The sequence below is a fragment of the Photobacterium sp. GB-210 genome, from assembly GCF_003026075.1.
Lineage (GTDB): Bacteria > Pseudomonadota > Gammaproteobacteria > Enterobacterales > Vibrionaceae > Photobacterium.
Map to the genome: position 1 here is coordinate 54,235 of NZ_PYNU01000008.1, position 20,636 is coordinate 74,870.

17 protein-coding genes and 2 tRNA genes are annotated in these 20,636 nt (G+C 42.2%); 16 read left to right on the forward strand and 3 right to left on the reverse strand.

Features of this window, described 5'->3' with window-relative positions; genetic code table 11:
- The first annotated feature begins 204 nt into the window (after positions 1-204).
- Positions 205-1,053, forward strand: coding sequence for a magnesium transporter (locus tag C9J38_RS11795; protein ID WP_107207274.1), 849 nt, complete (start codon positions 205-207; stop codon positions 1,051-1,053).
- Between the two features lie 90 nt (positions 1,054-1,143).
- Here C9J38_RS11795 and dacB read toward each other — a convergent pair whose 3' ends face one another.
- Complete coding sequence (gene dacB, locus C9J38_RS11800; RefSeq protein WP_107207275.1) at positions 1,144-2,547, reverse strand: serine-type D-Ala-D-Ala carboxypeptidase; 1,404 nt, start codon at positions 2,545-2,547, stop codon at positions 1,144-1,146.
- Positions 2,548-2,707: 160 nt separating this feature from the next.
- Positions 2,708-3,763 carry a porin gene (locus C9J38_RS11805; protein WP_107207276.1) on the reverse strand — a complete coding sequence of 352 codons (1,056 nt, stop codon included), beginning with the start codon at positions 3,761-3,763 and terminating at the stop codon, positions 2,708-2,710.
- A gap of 574 nt (positions 3,764-4,337) precedes the next feature.
- Between C9J38_RS11805 and greA the strand changes: the two genes are divergently transcribed.
- Complete coding sequence (gene greA / locus C9J38_RS11810) at positions 4,338-4,811, forward strand: transcription elongation factor GreA (protein ID WP_107207277.1); 474 nt, start codon at positions 4,338-4,340, stop codon at positions 4,809-4,811.
- Positions 4,812-4,934: 123 nt separating this feature from the next.
- Here greA and yhbY read toward each other — a convergent pair whose 3' ends face one another.
- Entirely contained in the window at positions 4,935-5,231 is a 297-nt protein-coding gene (gene yhbY, locus C9J38_RS11815; protein ID WP_045128373.1) for a ribosome assembly RNA-binding protein YhbY, read from the reverse strand.
- A 212-nt stretch (positions 5,232-5,443) separates the two neighbouring features.
- Here yhbY and rlmE point away from each other — a divergent pair, with 212 nt between their 5' ends.
- From rlmE to pnp, 14 genes are all read left to right on the forward strand, one after another.
- The gene (gene rlmE / locus C9J38_RS11820; RefSeq protein WP_005369560.1) at positions 5,444-6,073 is read left to right on the forward strand and encodes a 23S rRNA (uridine(2552)-2'-O)-methyltransferase RlmE; all 630 of its coding nucleotides are present in this window, start codon (positions 5,444-5,446) and stop codon (positions 6,071-6,073) included.
- A 49-nt stretch (positions 6,074-6,122) separates the two neighbouring features.
- Positions 6,123-8,078, forward strand: a complete 1,956-nt coding sequence (ftsH, locus tag C9J38_RS11825; protein WP_107207278.1) for an ATP-dependent zinc metalloprotease FtsH — start codon at positions 6,123-6,125, stop codon at positions 8,076-8,078.
- A 67-nt stretch (positions 8,079-8,145) separates the two neighbouring features.
- The gene (folP, locus tag C9J38_RS11830) at positions 8,146-8,979 is read left to right on the forward strand and encodes a dihydropteroate synthase (protein ID WP_107207279.1); all 834 of its coding nucleotides are present in this window, start codon (positions 8,146-8,148) and stop codon (positions 8,977-8,979) included.
- A 66-nt stretch (positions 8,980-9,045) separates the two neighbouring features.
- Positions 9,046-10,383, forward strand: a complete 1,338-nt coding sequence (glmM, locus tag C9J38_RS11835; RefSeq protein WP_107207280.1) for a phosphoglucosamine mutase — start codon at positions 9,046-9,048, stop codon at positions 10,381-10,383.
- A gap of 263 nt (positions 10,384-10,646) precedes the next feature.
- Positions 10,647-10,988: a preprotein translocase subunit SecG gene (secG, locus tag C9J38_RS11840; RefSeq protein WP_107207281.1), complete on the forward strand. Its 342-nt coding sequence runs from the start codon at positions 10,647-10,649 to the stop codon at positions 10,986-10,988.
- 11 nt (positions 10,989-10,999) lie between these two features.
- A tRNA-Leu gene (locus C9J38_RS11845) sits at positions 11,000-11,084 on the forward strand.
- A 56-nt stretch (positions 11,085-11,140) separates the two neighbouring features.
- Positions 11,141-11,217: transfer RNA gene (locus C9J38_RS11850), tRNA-Met, on the forward strand.
- Positions 11,218-11,405: 188 nt separating this feature from the next.
- Positions 11,406-11,861, forward strand: a complete 456-nt coding sequence (gene rimP / locus C9J38_RS11855; protein WP_107207282.1) for a ribosome maturation factor RimP — start codon at positions 11,406-11,408, stop codon at positions 11,859-11,861.
- Between the two features lie 22 nt (positions 11,862-11,883).
- Positions 11,884-13,371 carry a transcription termination factor NusA gene (gene nusA / locus C9J38_RS11860; protein WP_107207283.1) on the forward strand — a complete coding sequence of 496 codons (1,488 nt, stop codon included), beginning with the start codon at positions 11,884-11,886 and terminating at the stop codon, positions 13,369-13,371.
- 26 nt (positions 13,372-13,397) lie between these two features.
- The gene (infB, locus tag C9J38_RS11865; protein ID WP_107207284.1) at positions 13,398-16,130 is read left to right on the forward strand and encodes a translation initiation factor IF-2; all 2,733 of its coding nucleotides are present in this window, start codon (positions 13,398-13,400) and stop codon (positions 16,128-16,130) included.
- Positions 16,131-16,223: 93 nt separating this feature from the next.
- Positions 16,224-16,622, forward strand: coding sequence for a 30S ribosome-binding factor RbfA (gene rbfA / locus C9J38_RS11870; protein WP_105059538.1), 399 nt, complete (start codon positions 16,224-16,226; stop codon positions 16,620-16,622).
- Between the two features lie 2 nt (positions 16,623-16,624).
- Entirely contained in the window at positions 16,625-17,575 is a 951-nt protein-coding gene (truB, locus tag C9J38_RS11875; RefSeq protein WP_107207285.1) for a tRNA pseudouridine(55) synthase TruB, read from the forward strand.
- Positions 17,576-17,772: 197 nt separating this feature from the next.
- Complete coding sequence (rpsO, locus tag C9J38_RS11880) at positions 17,773-18,042, forward strand: 30S ribosomal protein S15 (RefSeq protein ID WP_005369538.1); 270 nt, start codon at positions 17,773-17,775, stop codon at positions 18,040-18,042.
- Positions 18,043-18,429: 387 nt separating this feature from the next.
- Positions 18,430-20,556, forward strand: a complete 2,127-nt coding sequence (pnp, locus tag C9J38_RS11885) for a polyribonucleotide nucleotidyltransferase (protein ID WP_369917577.1) — start codon at positions 18,430-18,432, stop codon at positions 20,554-20,556.
- Positions 20,557-20,636: the final 80 nt, after the last annotated feature.

Sequence of the window (20,636 nt, forward strand, 5' to 3'; positions counted from 1 at the left end):
CCCACTTTTTTGAAATTATTCATTTTCGACATCTCTCCTGTAATTTTCCTCTTTATTTACTTATCAATAATATGAGCTTTAAATCTATGTTTACCACAACAGCGCGACTGTATTGTTATGTGGTGCGCTAGGGTTTATTGCAAATGTTAATGTGGTGGTCGTTACCTTCTCTTTCTAGAGAGACAGCTAATCGGGAGATTCGCCATGGCGGTAATGAATTATGCAGCTTTTTCAGCAACAACCCATATTGCGCAAAAAGAGGCGTTAGCAGTACGTAATGCATTTTTAAAATATGATCTAGTTGAACAAGCGCAATTATTGGCAAAAATGCCAGTCGTAGAGGCTTTAGCTATGTTACAGGAATGCCCATTGCGGCATGTGCAAATTTTATTAGATCGTTTAGATGAATTAGAAGAGGACATACGAGCCCGCCAACTAGCCAGTGGTTTAGGGTTAATTTGCTCTGAGGTTGAACCGAGCGGGCATTATTTAGAAAATAGTGTCTTAAACCATGTTAAGGAACGCATAGGTTGGATTGTAGGGCTGGCTTTAATGGGAATTGTCTCGGGCTTAATTATCTCTCACTATGAAGATACCCTGAGTCAATTAGTCCTACTTGCGATTTATATGCCGGTGATTGCAGCTGCGGGGGGGAATGCTGGCTCGCAGGCGGCAACACTGGTTGTGCGAGCATTGGCAATGGAAGAAATACGCTCAAAAGATTGGTTATTGGTGCTTTGGAAAGAATTTAGAGTTGCGATTATTATCGCGCTGAGCCTTGCAGTCGTGATCATTGGACGGGTGATTTTTTTTAGTGGGGATGTTGTGTTACCTGCAGGAATGACACTAGACTCGATAGCATTTGCGATTGGGATAGCCATTGCTATTCAGGTGATTATTTCGACTAGTGTTGGTGGGGTTTTACCGATGCTAGCGAGATCATTAAATCTCGATCCTGCGGTATTAGTCAGCCCTGTCTTAGCTTCAATGGTCGATATCACGGGGATGGTGATTTACTTCAAGACAGTCAATTGGATGCTAGGCTTCGGTTAGTAAGATTGTTTGTATTAAAAAAGCCGCTATTGCTCGAATATTTCTAGTTGAAAGTATTTAATAGCGGCTTTTATCTCTCAGGTCTCTTATTTAGTCGTTTTTATACAGTGAGCTATAAAGTTGCTTTTCAAATTGGTAAATAGGCGGTAATGCTGCTTTTTTACCGTCATGCATATGTGGATAGTAATTCGTCACTAGCTGTACAAAGAGTAGTGGTTTACCGTTGTGGGTCTTAATCACACCTGCAAGGTTATAAGTTCCGAATAAAGAGCCACTTTTAGCAATAACCTTACCTTTTAACGGAGCATCACGAAGACTGCGACGGTACTGTAACGTGCCACTTTTACCTGATACGGGTAAATCGTTCATTAAACCTAATTTAGGGTGGTTATAAATGTAAGTGACTACTTTCATTAAATCACTTGCTGTTAAACGGTTGTTACGCGATAAGCCTGAACCATCCACCATCACGGTATCAGAAAGATCGATACCAGCTTTATCTTTTAGTATCGCCTTAATTGCTTCAATGCCATTGGTGTAACTACCGGCTTGGTGGTAATACTTGGCACCAATGGTTTTGGCAATGTTATCGGCAAATAAGTTATCAGAGCGCTTCAGCATAATATCAAGCAGCGTTGATAATGGGGCTGAGCGATGTGTTGCAATGATTTTACCGCTGACTTTATCGTTACGAAGTACCTTACCGTTTAACTTTATCCCTGCGCGCTTAAGCTCTTGTTGAATAACTGCAGTTGAATACAAGGTTGTGTTTTGTACTGCAAATTTAAGCGGTAGAGGCTGTTTACGAGGTTGGATACAGCCACTAATTTGATACATATTACGATCATTCGATGTCATTGAAAGCTGACAGTGCTGCTCTTTTTGCTGTGCTTTTGACACCACAATCGCAGAGGTTTTTACTTGAATTGGCTGGTGGCTAGGCACATTTACGCGTGTAACGTCACCCAAAGATTTATTGCTGTATAGCGCACCTTGAACACAGTTGTGCTCTAAGCTGATACTACTTGATGGCGCACTATAGCAAGAGCCTAAAATATCCCAAGGCCAACCAATAGCACGTTCATAGCCAGTAAAATGTCCACCGTTTAAGTACAGGTTACCTTTAATCGTAGCTATGCCTTGCTGTTTTAGTTGGCGAAGTAAATTGGCAATATCGCTGCGTTTAAGTGTTGGATCGCCATTAAATTTCAAAATGACATCATTACCTTTCGTTTCAAGGTAAGTATCAAAGCGGAAGTTATTACCGAGATATAGCTTTGCGGCAAGGGCGGTGATCGTTTTTTGGGTACTTGCAGGGGCTTGTAATTCATCTGCGCGTTTATCGTATATAACTTTGTTGGTGGCTGGGTTTACAATAAGAAGCGCGACATCGCTCCCTTTGGGCAGGTGTTCGATAGCTTGCTGAGGTAAGAACGCAGCAAAAGAAGAAAAGGTCGTTGCCATTAAAGCGGAGCAAAGCAATTTTTTAAACATGTGAAGGCATAATTTTGGTTAAGAGATAGGCCTTAATCATAACGTTTATATGAGAGAGGGTAAAAAAAGAGAGGAAATAAAGAATAAAACTGACACAAAAGTAATAAAAAACGCCGACCGAAGCCGACGTTTCACTATATGTTGCTTTTAATCACAAGGATTAGAAGTCGTAACGAGCACCTAGAACGAATTGGTCAGATGCTGCAACTTTACCTACTTCGTTCTTATTAAGCATGTTGAATGTGTAAGAAGCGTAAGTACGGAAGTTGCTGTTGAAGTAGTAAGTAGCATCAACTGCAGCTGCATTTGCTAGCTCATCGTATACATTGTGAGCGTTTTCATCTTTCATGAAGCCGTAAGTAGTCGTGAATACAGTTTTACCCATAGTGTACGCTGCTGCGAATTCGTAGCCTTGAGTATCTGTTACATCGCCAGTTACTAAGTTAGTACCGTCGCGACGACCGGACTTGTATAGACCACCGAAGTATAGATCGCCCATTGTGTAAGATGCTACTGCGAAAGTTTGCTCTGAACGTGCTTTGTGAGTATTCGCGTTACCAAGTTGGTCACGTTGCTCGCCGTAACCAGCACCTAGTGCAAGACCTGTATCAGCTACTTTGTATACAGCACCTGTTGAGAAACCGTGTACGTCTGTTTTGTTACCAGCTGTATCATAATCAGCGCCAGCGAAAACGTAGTTAGCTTTGAACGTTAGATCACCAAATGTACCAGCGTATGCTAGGTTGTTAGTTGTACGGTCAGCTACTGCTAGCTTAGTACCACCAACAACAGAGCCAGCGTATGCCATGATATCAGTGAAATCAGTTAGCATACCTAGAGAGCCGTCAGCCTTACCGTAAACAATTTGACCGTATTGGTCGCTGTTTACACCAGCATACATGTAACGGTTTTCGTCATCAGAATTGTCGTCTTTGAACTCACGCTCGTAGAAACCAATACCTTGAACGCCATCTGCGATTTGTGTTTTCGCATCAATGTTTACACGTACACGTGAAATATCAGTTACTTCATTTTGTGTTTTTTGTAGTGTTGGTGCTACTGCATTATTTTCAGCTTGCTCAGAAAGAAGAGCACGAGCTTCTACACGACCGCCGATAGCAAGAGAAGATGTATCATCTGAATAAACTTGTGCTGCTGATGCTGCGCCAGATAGAGTTGCTGCTGTTACTGCTAAAGCAATAAGGTGCTTGTTCATTACCGAATCCTTTTTTAAATTTTTATGTGTTGCATTTCTATGCCAAATGCATGCTGTTCTTTTTACTTGTGTCTACTGATTTATGTTAGTAAAAAAAACTGAAAAATACCTCATTAGTATGTCTTTTTTGTTTTTTTTAGTTTTTATTGTTAATTTAATCAGTGTGTTATGTCTATCGATAAAAGTTCTAAATTAATTTTATTTTTTAGTTGTATTTAGGTAATCAATGGAAAATGCCTGAGTGAATATTTGTATAAATATTGTTGAAGTGTGAGATTATAACTTTTCTCAATGAAAAAAAGGTGGTAGCGAGAGGCTTATTTCTTTGGTGAATGTTTTAACTATTGATTTGTTACTATGAATTATTGATATAGTATTTTTAGCATATTCATTGTTTTTGACTGTTATTAAAACGAAAAACAGATTAATGACGTAACGAGGATGATCTCTTGTCCATCTTTGTTTAATATGATAAACATCGTGACATATACACTGTTAGCTCAATCACGATTGGGCTAGCTTTTTTATTTCCTGAAATTGGCGTGCGCTATCAGGTTATTGAGGTAATTTATTTATGGAAAAAGTGCCAATGACTGTACGTGGCGAACAAAAGCTACGTAGTGAACTTGAAGTATTGTTGAAGCGTCGCCCTCTTATTTCTCAGGCGATCGCAGAAGCACGTGAGCTTGGCGACTTAAAAGAAAATGCGGAATACCATGCGGCTCGTGAAGAGCAAGGTATTTGTGAAGCGCAAATTCGTGATATTGAATACAAACTATCTGTTGCTCAAATTATTGATGTAACTACTATGCCAAATACAGGCAAAGTGATTTTTGGTACTACAATCACTTTGCTAGATTTAGATACCGAGAGTGAAGTGACATACTGTATCGTGGGTGATGATGAAGCGAATATTAAGGAAAACTTAATTTCAGTGAATTCACCAATTGCACGTGGTTTGATCGGTAAGATGGAAGGTGATGAGGTTGCGATTACCACGCCTGGCGGTCAAAAAGAGTTTGAAATTGTAGAAGTGAAATACATCTAATAATTTTACTGATGATTATATTCATCAGAAAATATAATCACTAAAATAGGTGATATCGATTAGTAATTAATGCATTTTTTTGTATTAATAATAGATACAAAAAAGGCCGCTAGGCGGCCTTTTTTATTTACGAGGAAGCTCGATTTTACGATCTTCACTCTGGCGGTAAAGAACTAACGTTTTACCGATAACCTGCACTTTTTCAGCTTTAGTTTCGCGAACGATAGCGTCGACGATTAAAACTTTAGTTTCACGATCTTCAGTAGCAACCTTAACTTTGATCAATTCATGATGGTTAAGTGCAATTTCAATTTCAGCCAATACAGCTTCTGTTAGGCCGTTTGCACCCATAAGTACAACTGGTTTTAGATTGTGAGCAAGACCTTTTAGGAATTGCTTTTGTTTGGTGCTTAGATTCATGATGACTCTATTTTTTTGGTTATTAGGGTTGAAAACGTGACATTCTACCGCCATCTAGACTAGAAGACTAATTTGTTTGCATTATGACAGCATGAAAATTTGTAGTGTTTGAGTTGTACTGCACATTTTGATTGTACATTTTAATGAATTAGATGCGATAAAGCCTTTGGCAGACGTATACTTAACAAGTATCTCAACTCATTAGGTTAGGCATGAGTAGAAAAAAACAATCCGGCAGTTCTGGCCGCTGGCTAAAAGAGCATTTCGACGATAAATATGTTCAGGAAGCACAAAAACGTGGTTATCGTTCACGTGCTTTCTTTAAAATTGAAGAAATTCAGAACAAAGATAAGTTATTAAAACCGGGCATGACAGTGGTTGACCTTGGTGCTGCACCAGGTGGTTGGTCACAATATGCGGCAGAAATTGTAGGTAGTGAAGGACAAGTCATTGCTTGTGATATTTTGCCAATGGATTCCCTTCCAGGTGTTAGTTTCCTGCAAGGTGATTTCCGAGAAGAGGCTGTGTTAGATGCACTATTGGACCGCATTCAACCAGATATGGTTGACGTGGTGATGTCTGATATGGCACCTAATATGAGTGGTAATCTTGCATCCGACCAACCGAGAGCGATGTATCTTGTTGAGCTTGCATTAGATATGTGTCGACAAGTACTTGCGCCGAATGGCAGTTTTACGGTAAAAGTTTTCCAAGGCGAAGGCTTTGACCAATATCTAGCTGAAATTCGTAGTATGTTCAAAGTGGTTAAAATTCGTAAACCAGATTCCTCGCGAGATCGCTCGCGTGAAGTCTATATTGTGGCTACAGGTTACAAACTGTAGTAATCTACATTCATCTTTTAGTTATCGCGAGGTTAACACCTTGAGTGACATGGCAAAAAACTTGATTTTATGGTTAGTCATTGCCGTTGTTCTTATGTCTGTATTCCAAAGCTTTGGAACCAACAGTAGTAAAGCAAGTGGTCAAGTAGACTATACGACATTTGTCCGTCAAATCGGTCAGGATCAGATAAAGGAAGTGCGATTCAATGATCGTGAAATCACTGTAACCAAACGTGATAATGCGAGCTATGTAACATACTTACCTGTCGCTAATGATCCTAAGCTGTTAGACGATCTAATTAACGCTAACGTAGCTGTTTCTGGTACACCACCTGAAGAGCCTAGCCTATTGGCTTCAATCTTCATTTCGTGGTTCCCAATGCTTCTATTAATTGGTGTTTGGATATTCTTTATGCGTCAGATGCAGGGCGGTGGTGGCAAAGGTGCCATGTCGTTCGGTAAATCTAAAGCGCGTATGATGAGCGAAGACCAAATCAAAACAACGTTCGCCGATGTGGCTGGTTGTGATGAAGCGAAAGAAGACGTTAAAGAACTGGTTGATTACTTACGTGATCCAAGCCGTTTCCAAAAGCTAGGTGGTAAAATCCCAACAGGTGTGTTGATGGTTGGTCCTCCTGGTACAGGTAAAACGTTACTTGCAAAAGCGATTGCAGGTGAGGCGAAAGTACCGTTCTTTACTATTTCTGGTTCTGACTTTGTTGAAATGTTTGTTGGTGTTGGTGCATCTCGTGTGCGTGACATGTTCGAACAAGCAAAAAAGGCTGCGCCTTGTATCATCTTTATCGATGAAATCGATGCGGTAGGTCGTCAACGTGGTGCTGGTGTAGGTGGTGGTCACGATGAGCGTGAACAAACACTGAACCAGATGCTAGTTGAGATGGATGGCTTCGAAGGCAATGAGGGTATTATCGTTATTGCTGCAACGAACCGTCCTGACGTACTAGACCCTGCATTACTGCGTCCTGGTCGTTTTGACCGTCAAGTAGTGGTAGGTCTTCCTGATGTACGCGGTCGTGAGCAGATCCTTAAAGTTCACATGCGTAAAGTGCCACTAGATGGTGATGTAAATCCATCATTGATTGCTCGTGGTACACCAGGTTTCTCTGGTGCTGATTTAGCAAACCTTGTTAACGAAGCGGCATTATTTGCTGCCCGTGGTAACAAGCGTACTGTTTCGATGGTTGAGTTCGAATTAGCGAAAGATAAGATCATGATGGGCGCAGAGCGTAAATCAATGGTTATGTCTGAAGATCAAAAAGAATCAACTGCGTATCACGAAGCAGGTCACGCAATTATTGGTCGTTTAGTACCGGATCATGATCCTGTATATAAAGTATCGATTATTCCACGTGGTCGTGCGCTAGGTGTAACGATGTACTTACCCGAGCAAGATCGTGTAAGTCACTCTCGTGAGTTCTTGGAGTCAATGATTTCAAGTCTTTACGGTGGTCGTTTAGCTGAAGAATTGATTTACGGCGTAGATAAAGTATCAACAGGTGCATCAAATGACATTGAACGCGCAACTGATATTGCACGTAAGATGGTGACTCAGTGGGGCTTCTCTGAGAAGTTAGGTCCATTACTTTATGCTGAAGATGAAGGGGAAGTCTTCCTTGGTCGTTCAGTTACACAAAGTAAGCATATGTCTGATGACACTGCAAAACTGATTGATACTGAAGTTCGCACCTTAATTGATCGTAACTATCAACGTGCTCGTCAAATTCTAGTTGATAATATGGATATCATGCATGCAATGAAAGATGCATTGATGAAATATGAAACTATTGACGCAGGTCAGATTGATGACTTGATGGAACGTAAAGCAGAAATCCGTGCACCGAAAGGTTGGTCGGATAATGACGATACAATGAAACCATCAGGTAAAGAAGCACCTGAAACTGAATTAGCACCTGATGAGCCAATTGGCGATGGTATTGATGCGTTGACGAAAGAAGACGATACCGATACAAAACCTCAGGCTTAATTTAGCGTTGAATAAAAACCCTGGCCTTGGTCAGGGTTTTTTTTATCTTAATAAAATGGAATAGCAGATGCAGTTAACCAGTCGTAATAAAAATTTAGAACTATCTACCCCACAGGTCATGGGAATTTTAAATGTTACGCCAGATTCATTTTCTGATGGTGGAAAGTTTAATCGTATTGATTATGCGCTCAATCATGTGGAAAGCATGCTGCAAGCTGGCACATCCATTATTGATATCGGTGGTGAATCAACGCGACCTGGTGCTAAAGAGGTGGCACTTAGTGAAGAGTTAGATCGCGTGGTACCGATCATTGAAGCTATTCGTCAACGTTTTGATTGTTGGATTTCAATTGATACCAGTAAAGCTCAGGTCATGAAAGAGGCGGTAAATGCAGGGGCAGATCTGATTAATGATGTACGTGCGTTGCAAGAGCCTAATGCATTAGAGGTTGCCGCAAAAGCCAATGTGCCGATTTGCTTGATGCATATGCAAGGCCAGCCTCGTACAATGCAGCACCAACCGAATTATAATCATCTTATTCAGGATGTTTCTGATTTTCTGAGTGAGCGAATTTCAGCGTGTGAAAATGTTGGAATTTCACGTCAGCAGTTGATCCTAGATCCTGGTTTTGGGTTTGGTAAAACGCTTGAACATAATTATCAAATGTTAGCGAAATTTGAACAATTTCACCAATTCGGATTACCTGTATTAGCGGGGATGTCTCGTAAATCAATGATATTCAATTTATTAGGTAAGCCACCTGCTGAATGTCTCGCGGGAAGTTTAGCTTGTGCTACCATTGCAGCAATGAAAGGTGCGCATATTATTCGAGTTCATGATGCTAGAGAAACAGCTGAAGTCATGAAAATTTATAATATGGTACTGCAACAATCGAAATAAAAGTGAATTGTGATGTGTCATTAATTTGTTCGTCACTGAAGTATTCAATATAGCTAGGAGCAAAACATGTCTGAACGTAAGTTCTTTGGTACTGATGGTATTCGTGGTTTAGTCGGTGAAGCACCCATTACACCAGACTTTGTAATGAAGTTAGGGTGGGCTGCTGGCCGCGTATTATCACAAACGGGGACAAAAAAAGTCTTAATTGGTAAAGATACCCGTATCTCTGGCTATATGTTGGAGTCAGCTTTAGAAGCAGGCTTAGCTGCAGCTGGTTTAAAGGCCGCATTCACTGGACCAATGCCAACACCAGCAGTTGCTTATCTCACTCGTACGTTCCGAGCAGAAGCTGGTATTGTTATTTCCGCTTCTCACAATCCTTATTATGATAATGGTATTAAATTCTTTTCAGCTCAAGGTACTAAATTACCGGATGATATTGAACTTGCAATTGAAGCTGAAATGGAAAAACCATTAACCTGTGTTGAATCAGCATTGCTTGGTAAAGCTTATCGTATCGATGATGCAGCTGGACGCTACATTGAATTTTGTAAAGGGACTTTTCCAACACATTTAAGCCTTGAAGGTTTTAAGGTTGTTGTTGATTGTGCTCATGGTGCAACTTATCACATTGCACCCAAAGTATTTTCAGAGTTAGGGGCCGAAGTGATTGCTATCGGTTGTGAGCCTAATGGTGTGAACATTAACGATAAAGTAGGAGCAACGGATGTTGCTGCGCTTCAGGCTAAGGTACTTGAAGAAAAAGCGGACTTTGGTATCGCATTGGATGGTGATGGCGATCGTGTGATCATGGTTGATGAGTTAGGTAATAAAGTTGATGGTGACCAAATAGCCTACATTATTGCTCGTGATGCATTACGTCGTGGCGAACTAAAAGGGGGCGTTGTTGGTACATTAATGACAAATATGGGCATGGAAGTTGCTCTTAAGAATTTAGGCATTCCATTTGTTCGCGCCAAAGTAGGCGATCGTTATGTAATGGAAGAGCTGCAGAAGCAAGATTGGTTGATTGGTGCAGAGAACTCTGGTCATGTCATTTTGCTTGATAAAGTGACAACCGGCGATGGTATTGTTGCAGGTCTTCAAGTAATGGCATCAATCGTTGCAAGTAAGATGAGCTTAAAAGAACTTTGTGATGGTATGGTTATGTTCCCTCAAGTACTTGAGAATGTACGTTTCAAAGGGACTTCTGATCCATTAAAGTCTGATGAAGTTATTACTGCAACTAAATTAGTTGAAGAAAAGTTAGGTGATAATGGTCGCGTATTGTTACGTAAGTCAGGCACTGAGCCATTAATTCGTGTTATGGTTGAAGGGCAAGATGCGGCTGATGTTCAGCAATATGCTCTTGATATTGCAAAAGCAGTAAAAGAAAACTGTTAATTTGCATTTTGCGATAAATTTCAATTACGAATTTTATCGCACAAACAAGAAGGCAGGGTAGCGTGATACTCTGCCTATATTTTTATGTCGACTTCGTTTTGGCTAAATGTTGTGCAAGTGGTGTGGTGTAAAGCATTTTTCATCAAATATTACTTGTCACTACGATAGGGTTTCGCTAGTATTCAGTCGCTCCTTGGAAGATGGAGTGCGCTGGCCCTGCCTAGAGCAAAGCTGGCATAGCAATTTAACCATAGGTGGAAGCCATGTACGAAATTCTACTTGTGATTTATCTTGTCGCCGCGCTTGGTGTAATTGGCCTAGTTTTGGTTCAGCAAGGTAAAGGCGCAGATATGGGAGCCTCATTTGGGGCTGGAGCATCAGGCACATTGTTTGGCTCTAGCGGTTCCGGTAACTTTTTAACCCGAATGACAACAGTTTTGGCTGCAATTTTCTTTGTTATCAGCCTTGTTCTTGGCAACATGAGTGCAAAACAAGCAACAGAGGAAAGTAGTTGGGATAACCTAACTGCACCAGCGACAACACAACCTGTTGTTGAAAAAACAAAAACTGAGAAGGCGCCATCAACTGATGAGATCCCTCAGTAATTAAAGATTTAGCCGAGATGGTGAAATTGGTAGACACGCTAGCATGAGGTGCTAGTGCCGCAAGGTGTAGGGGTTCAAGTCCCCTTCTCGGCACCATTATACTGGTTACTTGAAAAAGTAACGCCCGAACGATATAATCGTTAGAATTCGGACGCGGGGTGGAGCAGCTTGGTAGCTCGTCGGGCTCATAACCCGAAGGTCGTTGGTTCAAATCCAGCCCCCGCAACCACTTTCCTGAAAATAAACTATTCTTAAATACGAATGTTTGTTTTCTTACTGAGGCAGATTTATAGAGTCTCGGTAATCAGGGTCCAGTAATAAAAAACCCCGTAATTCGGGGTTTTTTATTATCTGAAACATGACCATTCAGGTATCTACTGGGCTTTATGCCCTTTTTTTGTTTCCAGGGGGGTTGTTTTGACAGCTTTAGAGACACAATTAACCGAAATGCTTGAACCATCAGTATTAGCTTTAGGCTATGAACTGGTAGGTTTAGAGTTCATTCGTGCTGGTGAGCACTCCACACTTCGCGTATTTATTGACCATGAAAATGGTATCAATGTTGATGATTGCGCAGAAGTTAGTCGCCAAATAAGTGCCGTAATTGATGTTGAAGATCCAATTACTGTTGCTTATAACTTGGAAGTATCTTCCCCTGGATTGGAAAGACCACTATTCAAAGCAGCACATTATCAACAGTTTGTTGGCCACGAAGCTAACATAGTGTTAAAAATGGCGATGGGTAACCGTCGTAAGTGGAAAGGTGACATTGTCGCAGTTGAAGGCGAATTGATCACACTTAAAGTAGATGGCAATGAAGAGTCCTTTGCACTGAGCAATATCTCTAAGGCCAACCTGGTTCCAAAATTCTAACCGCTAAATTGGGGCATTAGAAATGAACAAAGAAATCTTGGCTGTCGTAGAAGCGGTATCCAACGAAAAAGCTGTTCCTCGTGAGCGTATTTTTGAAGCATTAGAAATCGCACTTGCAACGGCAACGAAAAAGAAACATGAAGCAGAAATTGATGTACGTGTTGCAATTGATCGTAAAACTGGTGAGTTTGAAACTTTCCGTCGCTGGAAAGCGGTAGAAGAAGTGACTCAGCCAACGCTTGAGATTACTCTTGAAGCGGCACAGTTTGAAGATCCAACAATTGTTGCTGGCGATTACGTTGAAGATGATATTGAATCGGTAACGTTTGACCGTATTACGACACAAACTGCAAAACAAGTTATCGTACAAAAAGTACGTGAAGCTGAGCGCGCTCAAATTGTTGAGCAATTTATCGATAATGAAGGTGAGTTAATCACTGGTATCGTTAAAAAAGTAAACCGTGATGCGGTTATTATCGATCTTGGTAATAATGCTGAAGCTGTTATCCAGCGTGATGATCAGCTTCCACGTGAAAACTTCCGTCCGGGTGACCGTGTACGTGGTCTGCTATACAAAGTTGCGCCAGAAGCGCGTGGCTTCCAGTTATTCATGACACGTTCTAAGCCAGAAATGCTTTCTGAGCTATTCCGTATTGAAGTGCCAGAAATGGGCGAAGAGCTTATTGAACTAATGGGTGCTGCTCGCGATCCTGGTTCACGTGCAAAAATTGCAGTAAAAACTAACGATAAACGTATTGACCCAGTGGGTGCGTGTGTTGGTATGCGTGGTGCACGTGTTCAAGCGGTTTCTGGTGAGCTTGGCGGCGAGCGTATTGATATCGTGCTTTGGGATGAGAATCCAGCGCAATACGTGATCAATGCGATGGCTCCGGCTGAAGTTGATTCAATCATTGTTGATGAAGATAACCATACGATGGATATCGCAGTGCAGAAAGATAATTTAGCACAAGCGATTGGTCGTAGTGGTCAGAACGTGCGTCTGGCTTCTCAACTTACTGGTTGGGAACTAAACGTAATGACGGTTGAAGATCTTCAGAAGAAGCACCAAGAAGAAGCGAAAGAGTCAATTGAAGTGTTTACTAAGCACCTAGATATTGATGAAGAATTCGCAACGGTATTGGTTGAAGAAGGTTTCACTACATTAGAAGAAATTGCTTACGTTCCAGTAAGTGAGCTAATGGATGTTGATGGTCTTGATGAAGAGACTATCGATCAACTACGTAGTCGTGCAAAAGCTGCATTAACGACACTTGCGCTTGCTAAAGAAGAATCGCTTGACGGTGCTGAGCCAGCTGAAGACCTATTAGGTCTTGAAGGCCTTGAGCGCGAGTTAGCATTTAAACTAGCAGCAAAAGGTATTTGTACGCTTGAGGATCTTGCTGATCAGGGAACTGATGACTTGACCGATATCGAAGGCGTGGACGATGCAAAAGCGGGTGAGCTAATTATGGCTGCACGTAATATTTGCTGGTTCAGCGACGAAGCGTAATCAATATAAAGCAAGGGAGGAGCATTATGTCAGAGGTTACCGTTAAAACATTGGCGGAAGAAATTGGTACGCCAATTGACCGTTTACTTCAACAGCTCTCAGAGGCAGGTATTGCTAAGAAAGCTGATGAAAATGTAAGCCAAACCGAAAAGCAGGCGTTACTTAACCATCTCCAAAAAGAGCATGGAGGTAACAGCAATACTGACGGCGCTCCAAATCGTCTTACTTTGCAACGTAAGACACGCAGTACGCTGAGCGTGTCTGGTAGCGGCGGCAAGAACAAAAATGTTCAAGTTGAAGTGCGTAAAAAGCGCACTTACGTAAAACGTTCAGCTTTGGAAGAGGAACAACGCGCAGCGGAAGAAGCTGTGAAGCGTGAAGCCGAAGAAGCCGCAAAACGTGAAGCGGAAGCTATTGCCAAAAAAGCAGCGGAAGAAGCTGCAAAACGTGAAGCTGAAGTAGCAGCTAAGCGTGCCAAAGAAGAGCAGAGTAAAGCAGAAGAATCTGCAAAACGAGAAGCGGAAGAAAAAGCAAAGCGAGACGCAGAGGAAAAGGCGAATCGTACCAAACAGGAAAAGCGTAAAGCTGAAGAGAAAGCTTTACGCGCTGTTGCTGACAAACAGGCTAAACTAGATGCTGAGGCACTACAGCGTCGTCTGGAAGAGGAAGCCAAGCGAAAAGCCGAAGAAGAAAGTCAGCGCCAGCTAGAAGAGGCTCGCAAGATGGCAGAACAGAATGAAAAGAACGGGGTAAAACCTGATCAAAACGTAAGTATGGAAAAATCTGATTACCATACAACGACATCAACTTACGCACGTGCTGCGGAAGATGAACAAGACCGCAAAGAAGAAACTTCTCGCCGTCGTAAGAAGAAAAAGCCAGCTGCTAAGCAAGATGAGCGCGGTGGCCGTGGTGGCCGTAACCAACGTGGTCGCGGTAAACCTCAAATGAACAAGCCAAGCTCAATGCAACATGGCTTCGACAAAACAGCGCAAGTTGCTAAGCAAGACGTTGTTATTGGCGAAACAATAGTTGTTTCTGAACTTGCTAACAAGATGTCTGTAAAAGGCGTTGAAGTTATCAAGGTGATGATGAAGATGGGCGCTATGGCGACTATCAACCAAGTTATCGACCAAGAAACAGCAGCACTTGTTGCTGAAGAAATGGGTCACAAAGTTATTCTACGTAAAGAAAACGAGCTTGAAGAGTCAGTGCTTTCTGATCGTAACGCAGATGACCTAGCAAAAGTTTCTCGCGCGCCTGTTGTAACTATCATGGGGCACGTTGACCACGGTAAAACATCAACACTTGATTACATCCGTAAAGCGCACGTTGCTTCTGGCGAAGCCGGTGGTATTACTCAGCACATCGGTGCATACCACGTTGAAACTGACAACGGTATGATCACTTTCCTTGATACTCCTGGACACGCAGCGTTTACAGCTATGCGTGCTCGTGGTGCTCAAGCGACAGATATCGTTGTATTAGTGGTTGCAGCTGACGATGGTGTGATGCCTCAAACAATCGAAGCAATCCAGCACGCGAAAGCGGCAGGTGTTCCTTTGATCGTTGCGGTAAACAAGATCGATAAAGAAGATGCTAACCCAGATAACGTTAAAAACGAGCTTGCTCAATACGACGTTATTCCTGAGGAGTGGGGCGGTGAGAACATGTTTGTTCACATCTCTGCGAAACAGGGTACAAACATCGAAGGCTTACTAGAAGCTATTCTACTTCAGTCTGAAGTACTTGAACTAACAGCAGCCTCTGAAGGCATGGCTAAAGGTGTGGTTGTAGAATCACGTCTTGATAAAGGCCGTGGTCCTGTAGCGACTGTTCTTGTTCAAGAAGGTACGCTTCATAAGGGCGATATCGTTCTTTGTGGCTTAGAGTACGGTCGTGTTCGTGCGATGCGTAACGAACTAGGTCAAGAAATCGAAGAAGCGGGTCCATCTATCCCTGTAGAGATCTTAGGTCTTTCAGGCGTACCAGCATCTGGTGACGAAGCGACTGTTGTACGTGACGAGCGTAAAGCACGTGAAGTTGCACTTTACCGTCAAGGTAAATTCCGTGATGTTAAACTAGCTCGCCAGCAGAAAGCGAAACTAGAGAACATGTTCTCTAACATGACAGCTGGTGAAGTTGCAGAGCTTAACGTTGTGCTTAAGGCTGACGTTCAAGGTTCTGTAGAAGCTATCGCAGATTCTCTACGTAAACTTTCTACTGATGAAGTTAAAGTGAATATCGTAGGTTCTGGTGTTGGTGGTATTACTGAAACTGACGCAGTACTTGCAGCAGCTTCTAACGCTATCGTGCTTGGTTTCAACGTTCGTGCTGATGCGTCTGCGCGTCGTACTATCGAAAATGAAAACCTAGACTTACGTTACTACTCAATCATTTACCAGCTAATTGACGAAGTTAAAGCGGCAATGGGCGGTATGCTTGCTCCTGAATTCAAGCAAGAGATCATTGGTCTTGCTGAAGTTCGTGACGTATTTAAGTCACCTAAGATTGGCGCAATCGCTGGTTGTTTGGTAACTGAAGGTACTATCAAGCGTAACAACCCTATCCGTGTTCTACGTGATAACGTAGTAATCTACGAAGGTGAGCTTGAGTCACTACGTCGCTTTAAAGATGACGTTAACGAAGTTAAGAACGGCTACGAATGTGGTATCGGCGTTAAGAACTACAATGATGTTCGCGTTGGTGATCAGATCGAAGTTTACGAAATTGTTGAAATTCAGCGTACTCTTGATTAATTATCAACGTCGCTAACTGATTCAACAACATGATTATGGGGAGCTTCGGCTCCCCATTCTTTCAAGAGCCCTATTCTTAGAGAGAGCAACAAAATGGCAAAAGAATTTAGCCGTACCCAACGTGTAGCACAGCAGCTACAAAAAGAATTAGCTGTAATTCTACAGCGTGAAATCAAAGATCCAGCGATCGCAATGACAACGATTTCAAGCGTTGATGTATCACGTGATATGAATTACGCCAAAATCTATGTGACGTTTTTCCCAATCGGTGAGCAAACCGCTGAAGGTAGCCTAGAAGCATTACGTGAAATGGCGCCTTACATTCGTTCACTCTTAGGTAAAGAGATCCGTTTACGTGTAACACCTGAGCTGAACTTTATTTTTGATCAGTCTCTAACAGAAGGTATGCGTATTTCAAACCTAGTATCGAAAGCGGTACGTGACGATGAAGATCGTCGTGGTGATGAAGACGAAGAGAAAGGCGAGGAATAAGCATGGCACGTCGTCGTAAAGGTCGCCCAATTAATGGTGTCATTTTAGTTGATAAGCCTACGGGAATTAGTTCAAACGATACCTTACAGAAAGTAAAACGTATCTTTTTTGCTCAAAAGGCGGGCCATACTGGTGCGCTTGATCCTTTGGCGACGGGTATGCTGCCCATCTGTTTTGGTGAAGCAACAAAGTTCTCTCAGTTCTTGTTAGATTCAGATAAACGCTATCGTGTGATCGCAAAACTGGGCGAACGTACTGATACTTCTGATTCTGATGGCGAAGTAGTTGAAACACGTGATGTGAACGTTAATCGTGAGCAACTCGAAGCGTGTATTGATAAGTTCCGTGGTACAACAGATCAGATCCCATCAATGTATTCTGCGCTGAAGTACAAAGGGCGTAAATTATACGAATATGCACGTGAAGGCGTCGAGGTTCCTCGTGAATCACGAAAAATTACTGTTTATTCTGTTGATTTACTGCGTTTTGATAATAATGAAGTTGAAATGGAACTTCATGTATCAAAAGGTACTTATATTCGTACTATCGTTGATGATCTGGGCGAAATGTTAGGTTGTGGTGCTCACGTTATCATGTTGCGTCGTACAGGGGTTTCTAACTTCCCGTATGAGCGAATGGTTACTATTGAGCAGTTACAAGCGATGCTTGATGATGCAAAAGCCAATGAGATAGAACCTGGCTCTGTGCTGGATGCGTTATTGCTACCAACCGACACCGCAGTACAAGATTTGCCTGAAGTGAATATCAGTGCTGAGGTTGCGGTGCATGTGCTTAATGGTAATCCGGTAGAAGCTGACAATGTTCCTGCAAAAGGGACCTTAGTACGTATTTCTGTCGGCTCTGAGCGTGAGTTTATTGGTGTGGGGACTATCGATCTTAAAGGTATGCTAGCGCCAAAACGTGTCATGGCGAATGAACATCAGCAAGATTAATTGACAACGGTAGAACCACTCACTGCTTTGCTTTTAAAGAATGCAATGAAGACTTCTATTTATTGTTTATTATTGTCGTGGTTACTAATTATTCGCTTGTAGTTATCTATATCGATCAGTATAATCCGCGGCTTGGGTGCCGGCTGAATCAGAGATTGGCGGCACAAATTAAAACATCTTTGTATTAGGAATGAGTTATGTCTCTGAATGCAGAAACTAAAGCAGCAATCGTTGCAGAATACGCACAATGTGAAAATGATACTGGTTCTCCTGAAGTTCAGGTTGCACTTTTAACAGCGCAAATCAACCACCTTCAAGGTCACTTTGCTAACCACAAACACGACCACCACAGCCGTCGCGGTCTGCTACGTATGGTTTCTCGTCGTCGTAAGCTTCTAGATTACCTAAAAGGTAAGAACCTAGATCGTTACCAAGACCTAATCAAGCGTCTAGGCCTACGTCGCTAAGATTGCTTTTAGAAAGGAGCCTTATGGCTCCTTTCTTTTTGTTTTAAAAGATAATACATACCGCAGTTTATATTTTTCCTTCTGTTATTTTCCTCAATTTCGTCTACTATCTGTACCGAAGTTAATCTTATGTTTGTTGTATGCATGCTAAGGCAGGAATATGATAGATAAAAAGAGAAGCTGTAGTTAATCCCATTTTTATGTATCACGAGTCGTTTTCGTCGACCTTTAGGTCGCGGCTAATAAAATACCTCATCATGATGAGATATTTCCTTAGTCGCGATACGTGAAATTACATGAAAGTGAATATCATCACATGACGCTGTTGTTTGTCTTAGTTATAATTAGCAAGCAAATAGAAAGCGGAATATATTTAAGGAAATTCACGTGAATCCTATCGTAAAGACTTTCCAGTACGGTAACCACACGGTTACTCTAGAGACTGGTGTTATGGCACGTCAAGCGACGGCTGCAGTAATGGTTAGCATGGACGACACTTCTGTGTTCGTTTCTGTTGTTGGTAAGAAAACAGCAGTAGAAGGCCAAGACTTCTTCCCACTAACAGTGAACTACCAAGAGCGTACTTACGCTGCAGGTAAAATCCCTGGTGGTTTCTTCAAGCGCGAAGGTCGCCCTTCTGAAGGCGAAACTCTGACTGCACGTCTAATTGACCGTCCAATCCGCCCACTATTCCCTGACGATTTCAAAAACGAAGTTCAAGTTATCGCTACTGTGGTTTCTGTTAACCCTGCAGTAAGCCCTGACATCGTAACTATGATCGGTACATCTGCAGCACTTGCTATTTCTGGTATTCCATTTAATGGTCCTATCGGTGCGGCACGTGTTGGTTACATCAACGATCAATTCGTACTTAACCCAAGCAATGTTGAGCTAGAAGAAAGCCGTCTAGATCTTGTTGTAGCTGGTACAAAAGATGCTGTACTAATGGTTGAGTCAGAAGCTGACCGTCTATCTGAAGAGCAAATGCTACAAGCGGTTGTATTTGGTCACGACCAACAACAAGTTGCTATCAATGCAATCAACGAGTTTGCTGCTGAAGTGGCTACACCAGCTTGGGATTGGGTTGCTCCTCAAGAGAACACAGCACTTAAAAATAAGATCGCAGAGCTTGCTGAAGCTAAGCTTGTTGATGCTTACCAAATCACTGAGAAAATGGCGCGTTACGACCGCATTCATGAGATTGCTGGTGAAGTTAACGATGCAATTCTTGCTGAAGATGCAGAAGCAAATACAAAAGAAATCCACACTATCTTCCACGATCTAGAGAAGACAGTTGTACGTGGTCGCATCATTGCGGGCAACCCACGTATTGATGGTCGTGAAAAAGACATGGTTCGTGCGTTAGACGTACGTACTGGTGTCCTTCCACGTACTCACGGTTCTTCACTATTTACTCGTGGTGAAACTCAGGCACTTGTTACTGCAACATTGGGTACACAACGTGACGCACAGATCATTGATGGTCTAACTGGTGAGACGAAAGATCACTTCCTACTACACTACAACTTCCCTCCATACTGTGTAGGTGAGACGGGTTTTGTAGGTTCGCCTAAGCGTCGTGAAATTGGTCACGGTAAACTGGCTAAGCGTGGTATTGCTGCTGTAATGCCATCTGTAGACGAATTCCCATACACAGTACGTGTAGTATCAGAAATCACTGAATCTAACGGTTCATCTTCAATGGCTTCTGTATGTGGTACGTCTCTTGCTCTTATGGACGCTGGTGTGCCAATTAAAGCGTCTGTTGCGGGTATCGCAATGGGTCTTGTTAAAGAAGGCGACGATTTCGTTGTTCTTTCTGACATCCTTGGTGACGAAGATCACCTAGGTGATATGGACTTTAAAGTAGCAGGTACTGATGACGGTATTACTGCACTTCAAATGGATATCAAGATCGAAGGTATCACTAAAGAGATCATGCAGATTGCTCTTAACCAAGCTAAAGGCGCGCGTAAGCACATCCTTAGCGTAATGGATAACGCAATCAATACTCCACGTGAAGATATCTCTCAGTTCGCTCCTCGTATCCATACGATGAAGATCAACCCTGAGAAGATCAAAGATGTTATCGGTAAAGGTGGTGCTGTTATTCGTGCACTTACTGAAGAAACGGGTACTACAATCGAGATCGAAGATGATGGCACAGTGAAGATCGCTGCGACTGAAGGTACTGCTGCGAAAGAAGCAATCCGTCGTATCGAAGAAATCACAGCTGACGTTGAAGTAGGTCGTATCTACACAGGTAAAGTAATGCGTATCGTTGATTTCGGTGCGTTTGTATCTGTGATTGGTACTAAAGAAGGTCTAGTACACATTTCTCAAATCTCACAAGATCGTGTAGAGAAAGTGTCTGACTACCTACAAATGGGTCAAGAAGTTCAAGTTAAAGTGCTAGAAATCGACCGTCAAGGCCGTATCCGTCTAAGCATGAAAGAAGCAGTTGAAACACCTGCTGCTGAAGCGCCAGCTCAAAACGAACAGCCTCAAGGCTAAGTTTTTTGCTAAAAGCATGATATAAAGGGGCTATCTAGCCCCTTTTTGTTATCTAAAAAACATCATGCCGTGTTCTATGG